This is a genomic window from Winslowiella sp. 2C04, assembly GCF_050037805.1.
Taxonomy (GTDB): Bacteria; Pseudomonadota; Gammaproteobacteria; order Enterobacterales; family Enterobacteriaceae; genus Erwinia; species Erwinia toletana_A.
On sequence record NZ_CP188300.1, the window covers coordinates 4,387,764 to 4,405,857 of the forward strand.

Sequence of the window (18,094 nt, forward strand, 5' to 3'; positions counted from 1 at the left end):
GATTTGTTATGGATTACCTGCCTCTGTTCTGCCAGTTACGTGATAAAACCTGCCTGCTGGTAGGTGGTGGTGAAGTTGCCGAACGCAAAGCGCGATTGTTACTGGATGCCGGTGCCAATCTACGCGTCTGCGCCACGGCGTTCGCGCCGCAATTTATCCACTGGCAGCAGGCAGGCAAACTGAGCTTATTTGAACAACCTTTCCGCGCTGAATTACTCGATGATTGCTGGCTGGCAGTTGCCGCCACTGATAACGACGAAGTGAATCAGCGGGTCAGTACCGAGGCCGATGCGCGGCGAATCTTCTGTAATGTGGTCGATGCGCCGCAAAGTGCCAGCTGTATTATGCCGTCGATTATTGACCGCTCACCGCTGATGATCGCCGTTTCTTCCGGTGGTCGCGCACCGGTAATGGCACGCCTGTTGCGTGAGAAACTGGAAGCAATTTTACCGTTGCAGCTCGGTAAGGTGGCAGCTTACGCCGGTAGCCTGCGCCAGCGGGTTAAAACACACTATCGCGAGGGGGATTTACGCCGACGTTTCTGGGAAAAGCTGTTCAGCAACGATCGACTGGCGCAGTCGCTGGCGAATAATGACGGTCAGCAGGTCAGTGAGCTGACTGAAAAGCTGTTCAGCGAACCACTGAGCCACCGCGGTGAAGTGGTGCTGGTCGGTGCCGGGCCGGGTGATGCCGGTTTACTGACGTTAAAAGGGCTGCAACAGATGCAGCAGGCCGACGTAATCGTGTATGACCGGCTGGTTTCCGCGGAGGTGCTTAACCTGGCGCGGCGCGATGCCGAGCGTATTTTTGTTGGTAAGCGCGCCGGTTATCACTGCGTTCCGCAGTCGGAGATTAATCAAATACTGCTGGCGCAGGCGCAGCTCGGTAAACGCGTGGTGCGACTCAAAGGCGGCGATCCCTTTATCTTCGGACGCGGAGCGGAAGAGCTGGAGGCATTACTGGATGCGGATATTCCCTTCTCTGTGGTGCCAGGCATTACCGCCGCATCGGGCTGTTCGGCTTATGGCGGCATTCCACTGACGCACCGTGATTATGCGCAAAGCGTACGGCTGGTTACCGGTCATCTTAAGCAGAACAGCACGCTCGACTGGGCGCATTTAGCCGCCGAACAGCAAACGCTGGTGTTTTATATGGGACTATCACAGGCTGAGGAGATTGCGCGTCAGTTAACGGCGCACGGTATGGATAGCAGCATGCCGGTGGCACTGGTAGAGAACGGAACGTCGACCCGGCAACGGGTGGTAAGTGGCGAGTTACATCAGCTGGCTGAACTGGCGCAGCAGGTAGCAAGCCCGAGCCTGATTATCGTCGGCCGGGTGGTGGCTCTGCGCGACCGGCTGCGCTGGTTCTGAATAATAGCTGATACGGGAGCGGTTAACGGCTCCCGTATCAAAGCGAGCACGATTTACGGCTGTGCAACAAATCCGACTGCTTCATACACCTTCTTCAGCGTTTCCTGAGCATGTGCACGTGCTTTACTGGCACCGTCGCGCATGACCTGATTCAGATAGGCCTCATCATTACGGAAGCTGTAATAACGCTCCTGCAACTCGGTCAGCATGCCGGATACTGCGTCAGCTACCGCACCTTTCAGATGACCATACATTTTGCCTTCGAACTCTTGTTCCAGCTCAGGAATGGTTTTACCGCTGACCGCAGAAAGAATATCCAGCAGGTTCGAAACCCCCGCTTTTTCTTTCACGTCATAACGGACTACCGGCGGCTCTTCGGAATCGGTGACCGCACGCTTGATCTTTTTCACTACCGATTTCGGATCTTCCAACAGGCCGATCACGTTGTTACGGTTGTCGTCAGACTTGGACATTTTCCGCGTCGGATCGAGCAGCGACATCACGCGCGCGCCAGATTTCGGGATAAACGGCTCAGGTACCTTAAACACATCACCATACAGCGCGTTAAAACGGCTGGCGATATCGCGGCTCAGTTCTAAATGCTGCTTCTGATCTTCGCCTACCGGCACCTGATTGGTCTGATACAGCAGGATATCGGCCGCCATCAATACCGGATAATCGAACAGGCCAGCATTGATATTCTCTTCGTAGCGCGCGGATTTGTCCTTGAACTGCGTCATACGGCTAAGCTCACCAAAATAGGTGTAGCAGTTCAGGATCCAGCTCAGCTGAGTGTGCTCCGGCACGTGGGACTGAACAAAAATGGTACTTTTGCTCGGATCAATACCGCAAGCGAGATAGAGCGCCAGCGTATCCAGCGTCGCTTTACGCAGTGCAACCGGATCCTGACGCACGGTGATCGCATGCAGATCAACGATGCAGTAGATGCAGTGGAAATCATCCTGCATCTGCACCCACTGACGTAGCGCCCCCATGTAGTTACCAATGGTCAGTTCACCTGAAGGCTGTGCGCCGCTAAATACGATGGGTTTGCTCATGCTTTTCTATCCTGATAATTACAGCCCTAACGCGGGCAGAAGATCGTTAAAATCGTCCAGAGCGAGGCTCGGATGGCTGGTGGTGATTGATTCACCATAGTTATAACCGAAGGTCATGCCCACACTGGGGCAGCCTGCCGCCTGTGCAGCCAGAATATCATTGCGCGAGTCACCGACAAACAGTAACTGGCCGGGCAACAGACCAAACTGACCTAAGACTAAAAACAGCGGTGCCGGATGCGGCTTTTTCACCACCACGTCGTCGCCGCCGATAATCAGCGAGAAGTGCTGAGCAATTCCCAGCGAACGCAGCAGTGGCTCGACAAACGGTGTGGGCTTGTTAGTGACCAGCGCCAGCGGCAGGTTGTGTTGCGCCAGCGTTGCCAGCACCGTGGCAACATGCGGGAACAGCTTACTGCCACTTTCGACCGTTTGCGCATAATATTTATCAAACAGCGTGCGGGCATCGCGTGCCTGGTCTTCGTGCGGCGCCTGGCCCAGCGCCCACGTCAGCGCGCGCTCAACCATAATATCAGCGCCATTACCGATCCAGGTAGCAATACGTTCGACGCCCGGAGCCGGAAGCTGCATCGCTTCCAGCGCCTGATCAAGTGCACTCGCCAGCCCGGGCGCGCTGTCAACCAGCGTACCGTCCAGATCGAATGCCAGCGCGCGTATATCAGTGAAATGAGCCATGATGCGATTTCTCCAGTTCATTGCGCATATCGTCGATCACTTTTTTGTAATCCGGATGACCAAAGATCGCCGAACCGGCAACAAACATATCCGCACCCGCTGCCGCGATTTCAGCAATGTTATCGATCTTCACACCACCATCGACTTCCAGACGAATATCGTAACCGCTGTTATCGATTAACTTGCGCGCCTGACGCAGTTTATCCAGGGTGGCAGGAATAAATGACTGGCCGCCGAAGCCCGGATTCACTGACATCAGCAGGATGATATCGACTTTATCCATCACGTAATCAAGGTAGCTCAGTGGCGTAGCCGGATTGAATACCAGCCCGGCTTTACAGCCGTGCTCTCTGATCAGCTGCAACGAGCGATCCACGTGTAGAGAGGCTTCAGGATGGAAAGTGATGTAACTGGCACCGGCTTTAGCAAACTCCGGAATCAGACTGTCGACCGGCTTTACCATCAGGTGGACGTCAATCGGTGCAGTGATGCCATAGTCGCGCAGCGCTTTCAGCACCATCGGCCCCATGGTCAGATTAGGTACATAATGATTATCCATTACGTCGAAATGCACTACATCGCCACCCGCTGCCAGTGCTTTAGCGGTATCTTCGCCAAGGCGGGCAAAATCTGCAGACAGAATTGATGGAGCCAGCAAAAATCGTTTCATCCGTTTCTCCCAATTGATGCGCCTGTAACCAGCACAGGCATAATTTCAAGGTCGGCGAACGAAACGCTCTATATTGCAGCCGTGCTGGTTTAGCTATAGAGCGCCAGTAATTCGTCCACTTTACTGCGACCACTAATACTTCTGCTGATTGACCGCCGCGCTTTCACCACATGCAGCACCGCATCCTGATACCAGAGACGCGTTAACTCGGTGTCATGATTAGAGATTAACACCGGAATGCCACTCTGCTGCGACAGCTTTGCCGCCAGCTCTGCCAGATGCTGCTGCTCAGGCAGACTGAAGCTGTTGGTATGGTAGGCGGTGAAATTCGCCGTGGCCGACAGCGGTGCGTACGGCGGATCGCAATAGACTACCGAACCCGGACGCGCGTTATTCAGGGTAACATCGTACGATTCGCAGACAAAGGTCGCTTTTTGCGCGCGCTCGGCAAACCAGTACAACTCATCTTCCGGGAAGTACGGTTTACGGTAGCGGCCAAACGGCACGTTAAATTCGCCACTGAGATTGTAACGGCATAAACCGTTGTAGCAGTGACGATTAAGATAAGTAAACAGTACGGCACGGCGATATACATCACGGCTGGCGTTAAACTCGCTGCGCCGCGCGTAATAAAAGTCAGCATCGTTCGCCTCTGGGGTGAACAGCTGGCGCGCATCGTTTACAAACTCAACGGTGCGAGTTTTCACGATGTTGTAGAGATTGATGAGATCGCTGTTGATATCAGCCAGCACGTAGTTGTCATAATCGGTGTTAAGAAACACCGATCCGGCCCCTACAAAAGGCTCAACTAAACAGTCTCCCTGCGGAAGATGACGTCGAATGTCGTCCAGAAGCGGGTATTTACCACCCGCCCATTTCAAAAAAGCGCGATTTTTTTTCATGCCGTCGTTATTACTTTTACTCTTCTGGCTGTGGATTGACCCGACAGCATATCTGCGCTTGAAATTCATGACGGGACCGTAGCACTACGGCCCCGACAGATTTAATTAACCGATTCCTTTTTCACCTGACTGACCGGCTTAACCCATGGACTCTGGGCACGAACCTCAGAAGGCAGTGAAGAGACAGCACGTTTGGCTTCGGCTGGTGTGGCATAAGAGCCGCTGACCAGCACATACCAGGGTTGACCGTTACGCGTGGTTTTATACACGTGATAGCCATTCAGATTCTGTTTTTTCGCCCAGGCATTTAGCGTGTCAGACCGTGAAGCACTGCTCAGCTGCAAGGTATAGTTTCCGCCGGGTACCGACTGGCTGCCAGCCGCTGGCGTGCTGTTACGGCTGGCGGTTGCTGCCGGCTTACTGGTTTCTTTTGCTGCCGGTTTGCTCGCAGCCGGCTTTTGCGTCGCCGGTTTATGCTGTTGCGTATTTGCCTGATGCTGCGCAGGTTTGGTCGCCGGCTTCGACGCTGGCTGAGTATTCTGATTACCGCCGGCAACCGTCGCCGGAGCAACAGGCAATGAACTGTTACCTGATGCGAAGTTATTCACTTCACCCTGCTGCGAATTGAGCGCATTGTTCAGATCGCCAGGCAGCTCAACACGCTGCTGATTCGCCGGAGTCTGGACTGGCTCAGCCTGAGTTGGCGTCGAGGAGATTGGCGGTGCACTCAGCGGCTGCTGAGAGGAATTCGCTGCATTCTGACCGAATGAGTCGGACTGCGCATTAGACGATGAGGATTGATCGTTATTCTGGCCGCTCATTGATGAGGAGCCGGAGAGATCAATATTCTTTTCGCCACCGTTGCCATTGCTGCCGGTATTACCGGTCACTGGCTGCTGAGCTTGCTTATCATCGCTCGGGCCATTCAGCGCCGAACCGATACCAATCACTAACAGCAGCAGCACGAGGATACCGATGCCCATCATCATATGCTGACGGGAAACCGCAATTTTCGGCGCCGAAGACGTTTTACGCGATCGCGTAGGGCGACGGTCACTGGTGTCAGGTTTTAACTCGTCTTCCGGTTTAAACTCGTCCATTACAACCTCCTCCCGTTTAAAAGCATACGCCGCTCATCTGTGTGGGCGGCGTCTGGATCATATGCAGGCCGGCAGCGCCGACGCTATTTTAAGATTTCTGGCAATCTTCAATCGCTGCCAGAACAATATCATGCGCAACACCGCCACGCACTTCGGCTTTGCCAATTGCGAGAGGTAACACCAGGCGTAATTCGCCGGCTAACACCTTCTTATCACGCATCATATGCGGTAAGTACTCCTGCGACTGCATGCTTTCCGGACCGTTAACCGGTAAACCGGCACGCGTCAGCAGGGCAATAATGCGATCGGTGTCCGCCGCACTAAACTGGCCGAGACGCTCAGCCGTGCGGGCCGCCATAACCATTCCGGCCGCAACCGCTTCTCCATGCAGCCAGTTACCGTAGCCCATATGCGCTTCAATGGCATGACCATAGGTATGACCAAGGTTCAACAGTGCGCGCAGGCCGGTTTCACGCTCATCGGCCGCAACCACTTCTGCTTTCAGCTCACAGCAGCGACGAATACAATAGGCCATCGCAGTACCGTCCAGCGCCATCAGCGCATCAAGGTTCTGTTCCAGCCAGTCGAAGAAGTCGGCATCGAGGATAATGCCGTATTTGATCACTTCCGCCATGCCTGAAGCCAGTTCACGCGGCGGTAAGCTGTTGAGGCAGTCCAGATCGACAACCACCGAAGCTGGCTGGTAAAAAGCGCCGATCATATTCTTGCCAAGAGGATGGTTAACGGCGGTTTTTCCGCCAACCGAGGAGTCGACCTGAGAGAGTAAAGTGGTCGGCACCTGAATAAAGCGCACGCCGCGTTGATAGCTGGCGGCGGCGAAACCGGTCAGGTCGCCAATCACTCCGCCACCGAGGGCAATCAGAGTGGTATCGCGACCATGCGGTTTTTCCAGTAGCGCGGTAAATACCTGGTCCATAACCGCCAGGGTTTTATACTGTTCGCCATCAGGCAATATCACCTGATCGACCTTGATGTTCGCGCTTTCCAGCAGGTTACGCAGCTTGTCCAGATAGAGAGGAGCCAGCGTCTGGTTTGTCACCAGCATAGTCTGATCGCCCGCTTTCAGCGGCCAAAAAGAAGCCGGATCGTTAAACAGTCCGGCAGCGATGGTGATGGGGTAACTTCTGTCCCCCAGAGTGACGGTAATCCTCTCCATGACGCTGTATAACCCTATGTGCTATGCCCATTGTCTGGGCAGGTATGTACAACTGAGCTGAAATCGGCTGCGCTTCATGACTCGGCATCAGACCAGTACGCAATACGCCGTTATCAGCAATAACGGACGCAGGCTTACTGGTTCTGACCTCATCTGAAGCCGCACGTGCCCCATTCCAACGCGTTCACACTAATCAGTTCTTTTCCAACATATTAATGATCTGATTAGCGACTACTTTGGCACTTTGATCGTCGGTGCGAATCGTCACATCTGCAATCTCTTCATACAGCGGATTGCGTTCGTTCGCTAAAGCTTCCAGCACTTCACGCGGAGGCGAATCAACCTGCAGCAGCGGACGCTTTTTATCGCGTTGCGTGCGTGCCAGTTGTTTCTCAATAGTGGTTTCCAGGTACACCACAACGCCACGGGCGGAAAGACGATTACGGGTTTCACGTGATTTTACAGAACCGCCGCCAGTTGCCAGCACGATGCCCTGTTTTTCGGTGAGTTCATTAATGATTTTTTCTTCGCGATCACGAAAGCCTTCTTCGCCTTCAACGTCGAACACCCAGCCCACATCCGCTCCGGTACGTCGCTCAATTTCTTGATCGGAATCAAAAAATTCCATATTGAGTTGCTGAGCTAACTGACGACCAATAGTGCTTTTGCCGGCACCCATAGGCCCAACCAGAAAGATATTGCGTTTCTCTGCCATTTTTTCGGTATTACTAAGACAATTCGTTGATGATACCCCGCGTTCAACGATGCTGCCGCTGGCGGGACATGAACTGAAACCTCATGAGCGATAGTGCGAGAGTCAGACTGAAAATTATCTCAATACTCAAGGTCGTTTGGCAACCGAATAAATTGCCTGCTCACTGCGCGCTGACTTCGGCGCGTTTCAGTCCGCTTTATTTATCTGACCGATTTAACATGCATCGGAACGCTGCATTAGCGCGATATAAAACGGTTTATTGCATTTTCTGCAACCGGCACGATGGCCTAAAATTCAAAATCGCTAAACCTTGTAAGCTAATTCCGCTCTTGCGTCAAACGCATATGTTAGCAATCATTGAAAAAACGTCCAGCTAAGACGCTTTCCTGACAAAAAAACTTCATTCGTCACGGATCAACCGTGGAGTGATAAAAATGACCAGCTCACGGCGCTTCTGCTGACGAACATCATGACGAAACAGCGCACCCAATAGCGGAATATCTCCTAATAATGGCACTTTATCGCGTCCCGTCGAGTTCTGCTGCTGGAAAATACCGCCCAGCGCCAGCGTCTGACCATCTTTCAGGCTAATCTGGGTTTCAATCTCCTGCTTATCGATAGTCAGCACTTCAATTTCACCGCTGTGCAGGTTACGGCCGGGCACATTCTGGCTGATACGCAGTTTCAGCATAATTCGCCCATTAGGCTGCACCGAAGGCGTGACCTCCATGCCCAGCACCGCCTCCTTGAATTCAATCGTCGTCGCACCGTTGCTGCCGCTGGATACTTCATAGGGAATTTCGGTGCCCTGTTTGATACTGGCAGGCTGTTGATGCGAGGTAAACAGACGTGGGCTGGCGATAATTTCAATCTGGTTTTCGCGCTCCAGCGCGCTTAACTCCAGATCGAGCAGGCGACCGTCCAGCCGCGCCAGACTGAATCCGGCGGTAAAAGTCGGTTTAGTGACGCCAAGATCGATCCCCAACTGGCTGGATCGCAATGCACGGGTAATCTGCTCTTCACTGCTTAATCCCCAGCTGACGCCCAGTTCACGCAGATTCTCTTCACTGATAGTCACGATATGCGCCGCCAGTTCAATTTGATCCAGCGGCACATCCAGCGCTCGCACCCACTGCTCGGCTTGCTGCAGGGCAGAACGCGTATCACGCAGTAACAGCGCGTTTGTGCGGGTATCCACCGTAACGCTGCCGCGTGGCGTCAGGAGCTTATCCCGCTCGCTCAGCAGGCTGTTAATGACCGCCGAAGCATCGGCATAGAGTAACGTCAGCGTGCGCGTCTCCAGCGGCAGTTTTCGTTGCTGTTCTTCGCTGTGCTGCGCAGCACGCTGCTGCTTTTCCTGTTGCCAGCTTTCAGGATAAACCAGCATCACGTTGCCCTCGGTTTCGATATCGAGCTTCGCCATTCGGGTGATTAATCCCAGCGCCTGTTGCCATGAAACGTCTTTCAGACGCAGCGACAGCGTGCCCTGCACGCCAGGAGCCACCATCAGATTAAGCTGCTGATAATCAGCCAGTGCCTGTAATACCCGTTCAACCGGGGCGTCATCAAATGCCAGTGTGATTGGTGCTTCACTGGCGCGGCTGCTGGTCATCAGCAACCACAGCATGGCGATGCCTATCCTTTTCATTGAAACGTCCTTTTAGTCGCAGGCTGAATTGCCCTTCTTCACAGCTTTGCGTGGCGCGAAAGCTGATACTTTGTCCATTGATCTCGCTGATCTGCCAGGGATAAACCGGAAAATGGCTTTCCGGTACGACCGCCAACACTTGCCCCTGCGGCGACAGCAGCCAGCCGCGCCAGTCGCTGTCACGGCCAATCACCCCCTGCAAATGCCACTGGCTGAGCGTCGGCAACTCAGTGACACAGCGGGCCTCCTGCGGAGCGACAAAGGGATCGCGCGCCTGCGCACTGGCGATCATCAGTGTTACCAGCCACAGCACCGGGCTACCCTTCATCACTGGTCCCCAGGCTGAGCGTCATCCGCAGCCGTTCGCCGCTGCGCTGGAGCTGAAAAGTATTGACGGCAATCGGCGGCTGGCGGGAAGCAAGATACGCCATCAATTGTTGAAACTGCGGCCAGCTCAGCTGTAGCGTCAATGCACTATCCTGAGTACCGGGCTGCCAGGCCTCAAGCGCCGTAATCTGTGCAGTTAACGACACCAGAGAAAATGCCTGTTCGCCCGCACCGAGCAGTGCAGCACGCAACTGCTGATTGTGCTGCTGCTGCGTCAGCAGCACCGGCTGGCTGCGTAAATGCACCAGCTGTGACTGATAATGCATCAGCCGCTGTTGGTACTGATGAATCAGCGCCTGACGCTGCTGTTGCAGCGGTTGCAGCCACCATCCGGCCAGTAATATCAGTAACAGCACCGGCATCGTCAGCACGGTTATCCACTGCCAGAAAGGTGAGGCATATTGCCAGCGCAGTAGCCACTCACTCATGCGCAGATTCCTCCTGCATGCTGGCAAGCAGGCTGAAATGCATTTCACCACCTGCTTGTCGCTGCACCGGGCCATGCTTCACCTGCTGAAACAGCGCCTGCTGCTCTAGCTGCTGGCGAAAATCGCTGATGTCAGCCATCTGCTGACCACTCCCGCTGACGCTGAATCCCGATATCGCCTTGTTGATGCCGGTAAGCCACACTCCCTCCGGCATCAGCTGCGGCAACGCCAGCGCAAACTGATACCACTGCTGATTATGCTGCCGTCTCTGCTGTTGCTGGCTCTGAACCGCCAGCAAGCGCTGGTGCTCCTGTTGCGCCTGTGCCAGCTTGTGTGCCAGCCCGTCAGCTAAGGCTACCGCCGCCTGGCGCTGGCTCAGCCGCTGCTGCCAGAACTGATTGCTGGTCGCTAAATCATTATGCAGCCACGCTATCGCCATCAGACCAGGCACGGTTATTCCTGTCAGTGCCCACAGCCACTGGCGTTGACGCTGTGCCCGCTGCTGTTCACGCCAGTGCAGCAGATTTACCCACACCATCAACAATCCTCCGGACGCAGCGCCAGCCCGGCAGCCAGCGCAAAACTGCCGCTGCTGTGCGGCAATGGCGGTTGCATAAGTTGCAGTGCATCGAGCGGCAGCAGGTCACGCACGCCCTCAGGCAAACTATCGGCTTCAAGCGCGCTGTAATAGATAACCGTGGCAGCAGGCAGATAGCGCTGGCGCAGCGCACGGTAATCAGCGGCGTCATCCAGCGTGCACCAACCGCAAGGCTGCTGTTTATCCTGCGGCGAAAACCACAGCCAGTGATCGGCCAGCCGATGGACCAGCGTCGCAGCCTGATCGAGCGCCAGCGCCAGTGCCAGCGAGCGCAACGCCGCAGCGGTTAACTCAAAAACCTGCGGCAGCAGCTCAGCCTGGGCCAGGCACGCCAGCCACTGTTCCAGCATTTCTCGCCGTGCTGCCGTCACGCATAGCTGACCGGGATAGTCCGGCGATTCACGGTAATCCAGCGCCAGCGCATCCAACTCAATTGGGAAAAATCGTCTCGCCGCCGCGCGCACATAACTGTTACGCTCCGGTTCGCGTAATGGCTGGCGCGGCAGGTCAATCTGGCGCTGCAACACCAGCTGAGGCGGGAAGCCAACGCGCAGCGAGATATGGCGGGGAAGCTGCTTACGCCAGCATTGCAGTACTGCGGTTAGTTCGGCAGAACGTTGCAGTGCGCCGTTTCTTAACGTATCTTTCGGCAGCGCATGTTGCCACCAGTGGCGCAACTGCCAGCCGTTACGACGGCGCTGGATGCCTAAGGCACAGAGCTGTCCGTTCTGAATATCCAGTCCAATTTGCCATGTCTGAAAAGCCATTTCGCGCGATCTCCATATCGTCAGGGGTTGTTATCCGGTTTCGGGTACGAAGGATGTATCAAAGCTACTGGCTTGCCTTTATACTACCGCGCGATTGTTTATAAACTGCCCAATCGACATTAAATGGGAAATCTCAGGTGAAGTTCGTAAAGTATTTTTTGATCCTTGCAGTGTGTTGCATTTTGCTGGGAGCCGGCTCGGTTTATGGCTTGTATAAGTACATTGAACCGCAGCTACCCGATGTGAACACGCTGAAAGACGTCCGGTTGCAGACCCCTATGCAGGTCTACAGTGCCGAAGGCGATCTGATTGCACAATACGGTGAAAAACGCCGTGTGCCGCTGACTATCGGGCAAATGCCACCAGAAATGGTTAAGGCGTTTATTGCCACGGAAGACAGCCGTTTCTATGAACATCACGGTGTCGATCCTATCGGTATCTTCCGTGCTGCCAGCATTGCGCTGATGTCCGGTCACGCCTCGCAGGGTGCCAGTACCATCACTCAGCAGCTGGCACGTAACTTCTTCCTCAGCCCGGAACGCACGCTGATGCGTAAAATTAAGGAAGCGTTTCTGGCGATCCGCATTGAGCAATTGCTGAATAAAGACGAAATTCTTGAGCTGTATCTGAACAAGATTTATCTCGGCTACCGTGCTTATGGTGTTGGCGCAGCGGCACAGGTCTATTTCGGTAAAAACGTAGACCAGCTGACGCTGAGCGAAATGGCAATGATTGCCGGTCTGCCGAAAGCGCCGTCGACCTTCAACCCGCTGTACTCGCACGATCGTGCGGTGTCACGCCGTAATGTGGTGCTGGCGCGTATGCTGGATCAAAACTACATCAGTCAGTCACAGTACAACGAAGCCCGTAACGAACCACTGGTAGCCAGCTATCACGGACCTGAAATTGTCTTCTCGGCGCCATATCTGACCGAGATGGTGCGCCAGGAGATGATCAAGCGCTACGGTGAGAATGCTTACACTGACGGCTTTAAAGTCTACACCACCGTTACCCGCAGGCTACAAACGGCGGCGCAGGAATCCGTTCGCAATAACGTAATGGCTTACGATATGCGTCACGGCTACCGCGGCCCGTCAAATGTGCTGTGGAAGGCTGGCGAAGCCGCCTGGGACAATACAGAAATACTGAAAACCCTGAAGGCGCTTCCGGTTTACGGACCGCTGATCCCGGCGGTAGTCACTGCGGCTAACAACGATGAAGCCACCGTGCTGATGCGCGATGGCAACAGCGTGTCGATCGGCATGGCCGGAATGCGCTGGGCGCGCCCTTTCAAATCGGATACCCAGCAGGGTGCTACGCCGCGCAGCGTGACCCAGGTCGTTCAGCCGGGCCAGCAGATTTGGGTTCGCAAAGTTGATAACGACTGGTGGCTGGGACAAGTACCGGATGTCAACTCGGCACTGGTATCACTCAATCCTAAAGATGGTGCGGTACGCGCACTGGTTGGCGGTTTTGACTTCAACCAGAGCAAATTTAACCGTGCGACTCAGGCACTGCGCCAGGCCGGTTCTAACATCAAACCGTTCTTGTATACCGCCGCGATGGACCGGGGTTTAACCCTCGCCTCAATCCTTAACGATGTGCCCATTTCTCGCTGGGATGCGGGTGCCGGTTCAGACTGGCGTCCGAAAAACTCCCCGGCGCGCTATGATGGCCCAATCCGTCTGCGTCAAGGCTTGGGTGAATCGAAGAACGTGGTGATGGTTCGCGCCATGCGCGCGATGGGTGTCGATTACGCGGCGGAATACCTGCAACGCTTTGGCTTCCCGGCACAGAATATCGTGCATACTGAATCGCTGGCACTGGGTTCTGCTTCGTTTACCCCACTGCAGTTAGTGCGCGGCTATGCGGTTATGGCTAACGGTGGCTTCCTGATAGACCCTTATTTCATCAGCAAAATCGAGAATGAACAGGGTGACGTGCTGTTTGAAGTGAAGCCAAAAGTGGCCTGTCCTGAGTGCAATCTGCCAGTGATTTACGGTGAAACCAAAAAAGCACTGGCGATGAACGAAGACAGCGTGGAGAACGTGGCGGTTTCACAAGAAAACCGTAATGTCGCAGTACCGCAGCCACAGCTTGAGCAGGTGCCGGGTGGCCAGCCCCAGCAGGATGGCGAGCAGCTGTATGCACCACACGTGATCAACACACCGCTGTCGTTCCTGATTAAAAGCGCGCTGAACAGTAATATCTTTGGCGAACCAGGCTGGATGGGAACCGGCTGGCGTGCCGGGCGTGATCTGAAACGTAATGATATCGGCGGTAAAACCGGTACCACGAACAGTTCAAAAGATGCCTGGTTCTCGGGCTATGGCCCAGGCGTGGTGACATCGGTATGGATTGGTTTTGACGATCATCGTCGCGATCTGGGTCGTACTACCGCTTCAGGTGCTATCCCTGACCAGATCTCTGGTTATGAAGGCGGAGCAAAAAGCGCTCAGCCAGCATGGGACAGCTTTATGAAATCGGCGCTGGATGGCGTTCCGGTAGAGCCGCTTACTCCGCCAGAAGGCGTGGTGACGGTGAATATCGATCGCAGCACCGGTAAGCTGGCTAATGGCGGTAACAGCCGTGCGGAATACTTTATCGATGGCACACAGCCAACCGAATACTCCGTGCACGATGTCGGCACCACCCTGATGGATAATGGCGAAAGTCACGAATTGTTCTGAGGGTAACAGGGGCGGCGGCAACGTCGCCCCGGGATCTGTTGTCAGTAATCCAGCCTGCCCTGCTTCACTAACCACTCCCGCACCAGGAACAGCGCACTGACATTGCGCGCCTCACGAAAATCCGGCTCTTCCAGCAGCGCCAGCAAATTATCCAGCGGCCAGCGCGTCAGCGGCAACGGTTCTGGCTCATCACCTTCCAGCTTTTCCGGATAAAGCCCCTCAGCCACTACGATGTTCATCTTGCTGGAGAAGTAAGATGGCGCCATGGTCAGCTTGCTGAGTGTCTCCAGTTCGCTTGCCCCAAAGCCCGCCTCTTCCTTCAGCTCACGATTCGCCGCTTCAAACACCGATTCACCCGGATCGATCAGTCCCTTGGGAAAACCCAGTTCATAGCTTTCCAGACCGACGGCATACTCCTGGATTAAAATCAGGTGATTATCAATAATTGGCACAATCATCACCGCTTCACGACCGGAAGGGCGCATGCGTTCATAGACCCGGCGCGCACCATTGCTGAATGCCAGGTCGACTGCTTCAACGGTAAATAACCGCGAGCGCGCAACTGTTTCTACGTTAAGGATTTCAGGTTTCTGTAATTGTCTGGTCATAATGGCCCCAGGGAAAAGCCGAATAAGGTGCATCTTCGCCATTGTGAAGCGAAGCGCAGAATGTGATTAAATTCCATTGTGCGATAGCCACCAGCGGAATCCAATCATCGCATGCTTTAATTTACTTTCTTATAACAAATGGTTGTAAATGCTAAGAAAAAGTTTTGCATAAATCACCGTTTTGGCGATAAAAATAGGACTATGCCGATACTTAAATACAGATATGCCTGGTAACATCTGCACAAGGCTTACTGTAAAAACCCTCTAATTTTATGATTTTGTGCGCTATTTTGTATGTAAGGCCAGTTACCAGTTCTGCCCTGCCACGCCAAAATTAACCTTAAGATATAATGTATGCAGGAATGAGCAAGACTGTGACGGGAGTACATTGGCTGGGATGAGCAAAGCATGAGCACAATAGTCATCATATTGGCTGTAATGCTAACCTGTTCGATCGTAGCAGGTTGTTTCTTTTGGTACGCTATGCGGCATCGTCCGCCGTTGGCGAAACCACTGCCGTTTGTCAGTCCCCCTCACCGTAAACTTACCGATGAAGAACGCGCTGCCGTCGAACGCTACCTCGCATCGCTGACGAAGAACGCTGCCAGTAAACTGCCAGGTGGAACCAGCGCCTCTCCGGTAAAACTGGCGCTTAACTCGCAAAGCAGCAATGTCTATCCGGTTACCCGAGCGATTACCCGTTACGGACTCTCCACCGATGAGCCGCATAAATGGCGCTATTACCTTGATGCAGTTGAAGTTCATCTGCCGCCATTGTGGGAACAGCATATCGCCGATGAGAACTATGTTGAGCTGATTAAAACGCAGACCATCCCGCTGGTGATCTCCCTTAACGGCCATTCGCTGACCAGCTACGCCTTTGAACAGCCCGCGCTGCCACCGATGGTGCGCCCACTGGCACCTAACGCGTCAATTCGTAAAGAAGAAGGCGAAAATATTGAGCTGCTCAACATTCGTAAAGAGACGATTGAAGAGTACAGCCTGTCGCGGCCAGAGGGCACCCGTGAAGCGGTAGTGATTGGCTGCGCCCTGCTGATGTTCTTTATCAGCCTGATCTCTCCTGCGCTGCTGATGCCGTGGTTGATAAGCGCCGGTATTGTGATGATTGCCGTCAGTTGCTGGTTTTTGTATCGTCGCCCATCGGAAAAAGACCTGCGCGAGATTCACTGCCTGCGCGGTGCGCCGAAACGCTGGGGGCTGTTTAGTGAGTCTAATCAGGGTCAGATCAGTAATATCTCTTTGGGCATTATCGATCTGATTTATCCGCCACACTGGCAGCCTTACGTTAATCACGATTTAGGCCAGACCACCGAAGTAGATATCTATCTTAATTGCCAGGTAGTACGCCAGGGGCGCTTCCTGTCATTGCAGGATGAAGTACGTAATTTTCCCATTCAGCGCTGGAGAAAAAATCTGGTGCTGGCCTGCGGCTCGCTGCTGGTACTGGTGCTGCTGGTCAGCTGGATACCGCTCAGCATGCCAATCAAGCTGAGTATGGCGTGGATTAAAGGCACCGAAAGTATCAAGGTGACGACGGTTGACGATCTGCAGAAAATTTCACTGCGGGTTGGCGACAGCTTGCATGCCAGCGGTAGCGGCATGTGCTCAGTGCCCGCCAACTATCAGAGCAACCGCACTTACGCCTTTATGCCGTTCGACTGTTCGGCGATCTACTGGAATAATGCCGCACCGTTGCCACAGCCGCAGTCTGAAATCATTGATAAAGCCACCGCTTTACAGCTGACAACCAATCAGCAACTGCATCCGCAAACCAGTACCGATCCCAAACTAAACCCACAGTTGGCTACTGCCATTCAGAAATCAGGTATGATTCTGCTGGATGACTTTTCGGACCTGGTGCTAAAAACGCAGGACCTGTGTAGCCAGCCGCAAGACTGTGTGCGCCTGAAGAACGCGCTGGTTAATCTTGGTAATGCTAAAGACTGGGAAACGCTGATTGGTCGGGCAAATTCCGGTGCGCTGAACGGCATGAACGTGCTGTTACGGCCGGTCAGTGCGGAGGCGCTGGAAAACCTGGTAAACACCGCCACCTCCTCTTTCTTCTATCGCGAAACTCATCGCGCGGCGGAAGCGCTGAACAGCCCACCTCCGGGTGGTTTCCTGATTATCAGTGATGAAGGCCGCCAGCTGGTCAGCCAGCCGCAGCCAGCGGTTTCGCTGTTTGATTATAATGCGCCGGATCAGTGGAATGAGCTGCAACGATTGTCATCAATGCTGTTGCATACGCCGTTTAGCGCTTCCGGTATTATCACCAGTATCACAACCGATGCGAACGGCACTCAGCACGTTGCGCTGCACAATGAGCCGGACGCCCTTAGCCTGTGGCGCTACCTCGGCACCAGTTTACTGCTGTTAATCGTCAGCATCACTCTGCTGGTAAACAGCCTGCTGGCACTGAAGCGAATGCACCGAAATCGTACGCGGATGGTCGAAATACAGCGCTATTACGAACACTGCTTTAACCACTCGCTGACCTCCATTCAGGCGGTACGGCCGCTGTTCTGACCGCTAAGTAACTGTGCTACCCTGTCGCCCGGTTTTTCATCCTCGCGCGGAGCCCGCATGCCTGATTCACTGAACTGGTCTGAAATTGATACCGTCCTGCTTGATATGGACGGCACCCTGCTCGATCTCGCTTTTGACAGCCATTTCTGGCTACAGCACGTGCCGCTAACGCTCAGCAACCAGCGTGGTATTAGCATTGATGCCGCCAGCCAGCTGATCGGCGATAAATATCAGGCGGTGCAGCATACGCTGGACTGGTACTGCCTGGATTACTGGAGCCGGGAACTGGATCTTGATATCCGTGCGATGACCTGGGAGATGCGCGAGCGAGCGAAGATGCGTGACGACACGCTGCCATTTCTTGCGGCGTTGCGCGCCAGCGGCAAGCGCACCATCCTGCTGACCAATGCGCACCCGTGGAATCTGCAGGTGAAGCTGGAACAAACCCGCCTTGACCAGCACCTTGATTTATTACTTTCTACCCACACATTTGGATATCCGAAAGAAGATCAGCGTTTGTGGCAGGCGGTTCAGCAGCAGACAGGCTTTGACAATGCGCGCACGCTATTTATCGACGATAACGAAAAGATTCTCGATGCGGCAAAATGCTGGGGAATTGGCTACTGTTTAGGCATCAGCAATCCTGACTCAGGGCGACCCGATATCACCTTCGCCCGCCATCCTGCGATAAATGACTATCGCACCCTGCTAGCCGCGTTAGCGCGATAGT

General features: G+C 54.2%; 17 protein-coding genes. 4 read left to right on the forward strand and 13 right to left on the reverse strand.

The genetic code is table 11. The features are described from left to right. Nucleotides 1-8 precede the first annotated feature (8 nt). Nucleotides 9-1,373, forward strand: a complete 1,365-nt coding sequence (cysG, locus tag ACP3TC_RS20005) for a siroheme synthase CysG (RefSeq protein WP_426817104.1) — start codon at nt 9-11, stop codon at nt 1,371-1,373. 53 nt (nt 1,374-1,426) lie between these two features. Here the strand turns inward: cysG and trpS are convergent, their stop codons facing one another. The 12 genes from trpS to pilM form a co-directional block, all read right to left on the reverse strand. Then, a complete protein-coding gene (gene trpS, locus ACP3TC_RS20010) occupies nt 1,427-2,431 on the reverse strand; it encodes a tryptophan--tRNA ligase (protein ID WP_313855166.1) in 1,005 nt (334 codons plus the stop codon). Nucleotides 2,432-2,449: 18 nt separating this feature from the next. Further along, nucleotides 2,450-3,127, reverse strand: a complete 678-nt coding sequence (locus ACP3TC_RS20015; RefSeq protein WP_426817105.1) for a phosphoglycolate phosphatase — start codon at nt 3,125-3,127, stop codon at nt 2,450-2,452. Continuing rightward, nucleotides 3,111-3,797, reverse strand: a complete 687-nt coding sequence (gene rpe / locus ACP3TC_RS20020; protein WP_313855163.1) for a ribulose-phosphate 3-epimerase — start codon at nt 3,795-3,797, stop codon at nt 3,111-3,113. The genes ACP3TC_RS20015 and rpe overlap by 17 nt, the downstream gene beginning before the upstream one ends. Before the next feature lie 89 nt (nt 3,798-3,886). Further along, a complete protein-coding gene (dam, locus tag ACP3TC_RS20025) occupies nt 3,887-4,699 on the reverse strand; it encodes an adenine-specific DNA-methyltransferase (protein ID WP_313855162.1) in 813 nt (270 codons plus the stop codon). A 101-nt stretch (nt 4,700-4,800) separates the two neighbouring features. Next, nucleotides 4,801-5,799, reverse strand: a complete 999-nt coding sequence (locus tag ACP3TC_RS20030; protein WP_426817106.1) for an SPOR domain-containing protein — start codon at nt 5,797-5,799, stop codon at nt 4,801-4,803. An 88-nt stretch (nt 5,800-5,887) separates the two neighbouring features. Further along, nucleotides 5,888-6,976, reverse strand: coding sequence for a 3-dehydroquinate synthase (gene aroB / locus ACP3TC_RS20035; RefSeq protein ID WP_313855159.1), 1,089 nt, complete (start codon nt 6,974-6,976; stop codon nt 5,888-5,890). Nucleotides 6,977-7,169: 193 nt separating this feature from the next. Further along, complete coding sequence (gene aroK / locus ACP3TC_RS20040; protein WP_017802997.1) at nt 7,170-7,691, reverse strand: shikimate kinase AroK; 522 nt, start codon at nt 7,689-7,691, stop codon at nt 7,170-7,172. A gap of 400 nt (nt 7,692-8,091) precedes the next feature. Further along, the gene (gene hofQ / locus ACP3TC_RS20045) at nt 8,092-9,339 is read right to left on the reverse strand and encodes a DNA uptake porin HofQ (RefSeq protein WP_426817107.1); all 1,248 of its coding nucleotides are present in this window, start codon (nt 9,337-9,339) and stop codon (nt 8,092-8,094) included. After that, nucleotides 9,281-9,667, reverse strand: a complete 387-nt coding sequence (locus tag ACP3TC_RS20050; protein WP_313855156.1) for a HofP DNA utilization family protein — start codon at nt 9,665-9,667, stop codon at nt 9,281-9,283. Before ACP3TC_RS20050 ends, hofQ begins: the two co-directional genes overlap by 59 nt. Next, on the reverse strand, nt 9,657-10,154 hold the full coding sequence (locus ACP3TC_RS20055) for a hypothetical protein (RefSeq protein WP_426817108.1): 498 nt from the start codon (nt 10,152-10,154) through the stop codon (nt 9,657-9,659). Before ACP3TC_RS20055 ends, ACP3TC_RS20050 begins: the two co-directional genes overlap by 11 nt. Then, nucleotides 10,147-10,692, reverse strand: coding sequence for a PilN domain-containing protein (locus ACP3TC_RS20060; RefSeq protein ID WP_426817109.1), 546 nt, complete (start codon nt 10,690-10,692; stop codon nt 10,147-10,149). The genes ACP3TC_RS20055 and ACP3TC_RS20060 overlap by 8 nt, the downstream gene beginning before the upstream one ends. After that, on the reverse strand, nt 10,692-11,519 hold the full coding sequence (gene pilM, locus ACP3TC_RS20065; RefSeq protein ID WP_426817110.1) for a pilus assembly protein PilM: 828 nt from the start codon (nt 11,517-11,519) through the stop codon (nt 10,692-10,694). Before pilM ends, ACP3TC_RS20060 begins: the two co-directional genes overlap by 1 nt. 137 nt (nt 11,520-11,656) lie before the next feature. Here pilM and mrcA point away from each other — a divergent pair, with 137 nt between their 5' ends. Then, nucleotides 11,657-14,209: a peptidoglycan glycosyltransferase/peptidoglycan DD-transpeptidase MrcA gene (gene mrcA / locus ACP3TC_RS20070; protein WP_426817111.1), complete on the forward strand. Its 2,553-nt coding sequence runs from the start codon at nt 11,657-11,659 to the stop codon at nt 14,207-14,209. 41 nt (nt 14,210-14,250) lie between these two features. Here the strand turns inward: mrcA and nudE are convergent, their stop codons facing one another. After that, nucleotides 14,251-14,817 carry an ADP compounds hydrolase NudE gene (gene nudE, locus ACP3TC_RS20075; RefSeq protein ID WP_426817112.1) on the reverse strand — a complete coding sequence of 189 codons (567 nt, stop codon included), beginning with the start codon at nt 14,815-14,817 and terminating at the stop codon, nt 14,251-14,253. A 408-nt stretch (nt 14,818-15,225) separates the two neighbouring features. Between nudE and ACP3TC_RS20080 the strand changes: the two genes are divergently transcribed. Both ACP3TC_RS20080 and yrfG read left to right on the forward strand, forming a co-directional pair. After that, on the forward strand, nt 15,226-17,364 hold the full coding sequence (locus ACP3TC_RS20080) for an intracellular growth attenuator family protein (protein ID WP_426817113.1): 2,139 nt from the start codon (nt 15,226-15,228) through the stop codon (nt 17,362-17,364). 57 nt (nt 17,365-17,421) lie between these two features. Beyond that, complete coding sequence (gene yrfG, locus ACP3TC_RS20085; protein ID WP_426817114.1) at nt 17,422-18,093, forward strand: GMP/IMP nucleotidase; 672 nt, start codon at nt 17,422-17,424, stop codon at nt 18,091-18,093. Nucleotide 18,094 lies beyond the last annotated feature (1 nt).

Bases quoted from the DNA above. Each gene is read 5' to 3' on its own strand.
- ACP3TC_RS20080 (WP_426817113.1), top strand. From the start codon at position 15,226: ATGAGCACAATAGTCATCATATTGGCTGTAATGCTAACCTGTTCGATC.
- ACP3TC_RS20055 (WP_426817108.1), bottom strand. From the start codon at position 10,154: ATGAGTGAGTGGCTACTGCGCTGGCAATATGCCTCACCTTTCTGGCAG.
- trpS (WP_313855166.1), bottom strand. From the start codon at position 2,431: ATGAGCAAACCCATCGTATTTAGCGGCGCACAGCCTTCAGGTGAACTG.
- nudE (WP_426817112.1), bottom strand. From the start codon at position 14,817: ATGACCAGACAATTACAGAAACCTGAAATCCTTAACGTAGAAACAGTT.
- ACP3TC_RS20030 (WP_426817106.1), bottom strand. From the start codon at position 5,799: ATGGACGAGTTTAAACCGGAAGACGAGTTAAAACCTGACACCAGTGAC.
- cysG (WP_426817104.1), top strand. From the start codon at position 9: ATGGATTACCTGCCTCTGTTCTGCCAGTTACGTGATAAAACCTGCCTG.
- rpe (WP_313855163.1), bottom strand. From the start codon at position 3,797: ATGAAACGATTTTTGCTGGCTCCATCAATTCTGTCTGCAGATTTTGCC.
- ACP3TC_RS20015 (WP_426817105.1), bottom strand. From the start codon at position 3,127: ATGGCTCATTTCACTGATATACGCGCGCTGGCATTCGATCTGGACGGT.
- pilM (WP_426817110.1), bottom strand. From the start codon at position 11,519: ATGGCTTTTCAGACATGGCAAATTGGACTGGATATTCAGAACGGACAG.
- aroK (WP_017802997.1), bottom strand. From the start codon at position 7,691: ATGGCAGAGAAACGCAATATCTTTCTGGTTGGGCCTATGGGTGCCGGC.
- yrfG (WP_426817114.1), top strand. From the start codon at position 17,422: ATGCCTGATTCACTGAACTGGTCTGAAATTGATACCGTCCTGCTTGAT.
- hofQ (WP_426817107.1), bottom strand. From the start codon at position 9,339: ATGAAAAGGATAGGCATCGCCATGCTGTGGTTGCTGATGACCAGCAGC.
- ACP3TC_RS20050 (WP_313855156.1), bottom strand. From the start codon at position 9,667: ATGAAGGGTAGCCCGGTGCTGTGGCTGGTAACACTGATGATCGCCAGT.
- ACP3TC_RS20060 (WP_426817109.1), bottom strand. From the start codon at position 10,692: ATGGTGTGGGTAAATCTGCTGCACTGGCGTGAACAGCAGCGGGCACAG.
- aroB (WP_313855159.1), bottom strand. From the start codon at position 6,976: ATGGAGAGGATTACCGTCACTCTGGGGGACAGAAGTTACCCCATCACC.
- dam (WP_313855162.1), bottom strand. From the start codon at position 4,699: ATGAAAAAAAATCGCGCTTTTTTGAAATGGGCGGGTGGTAAATACCCG.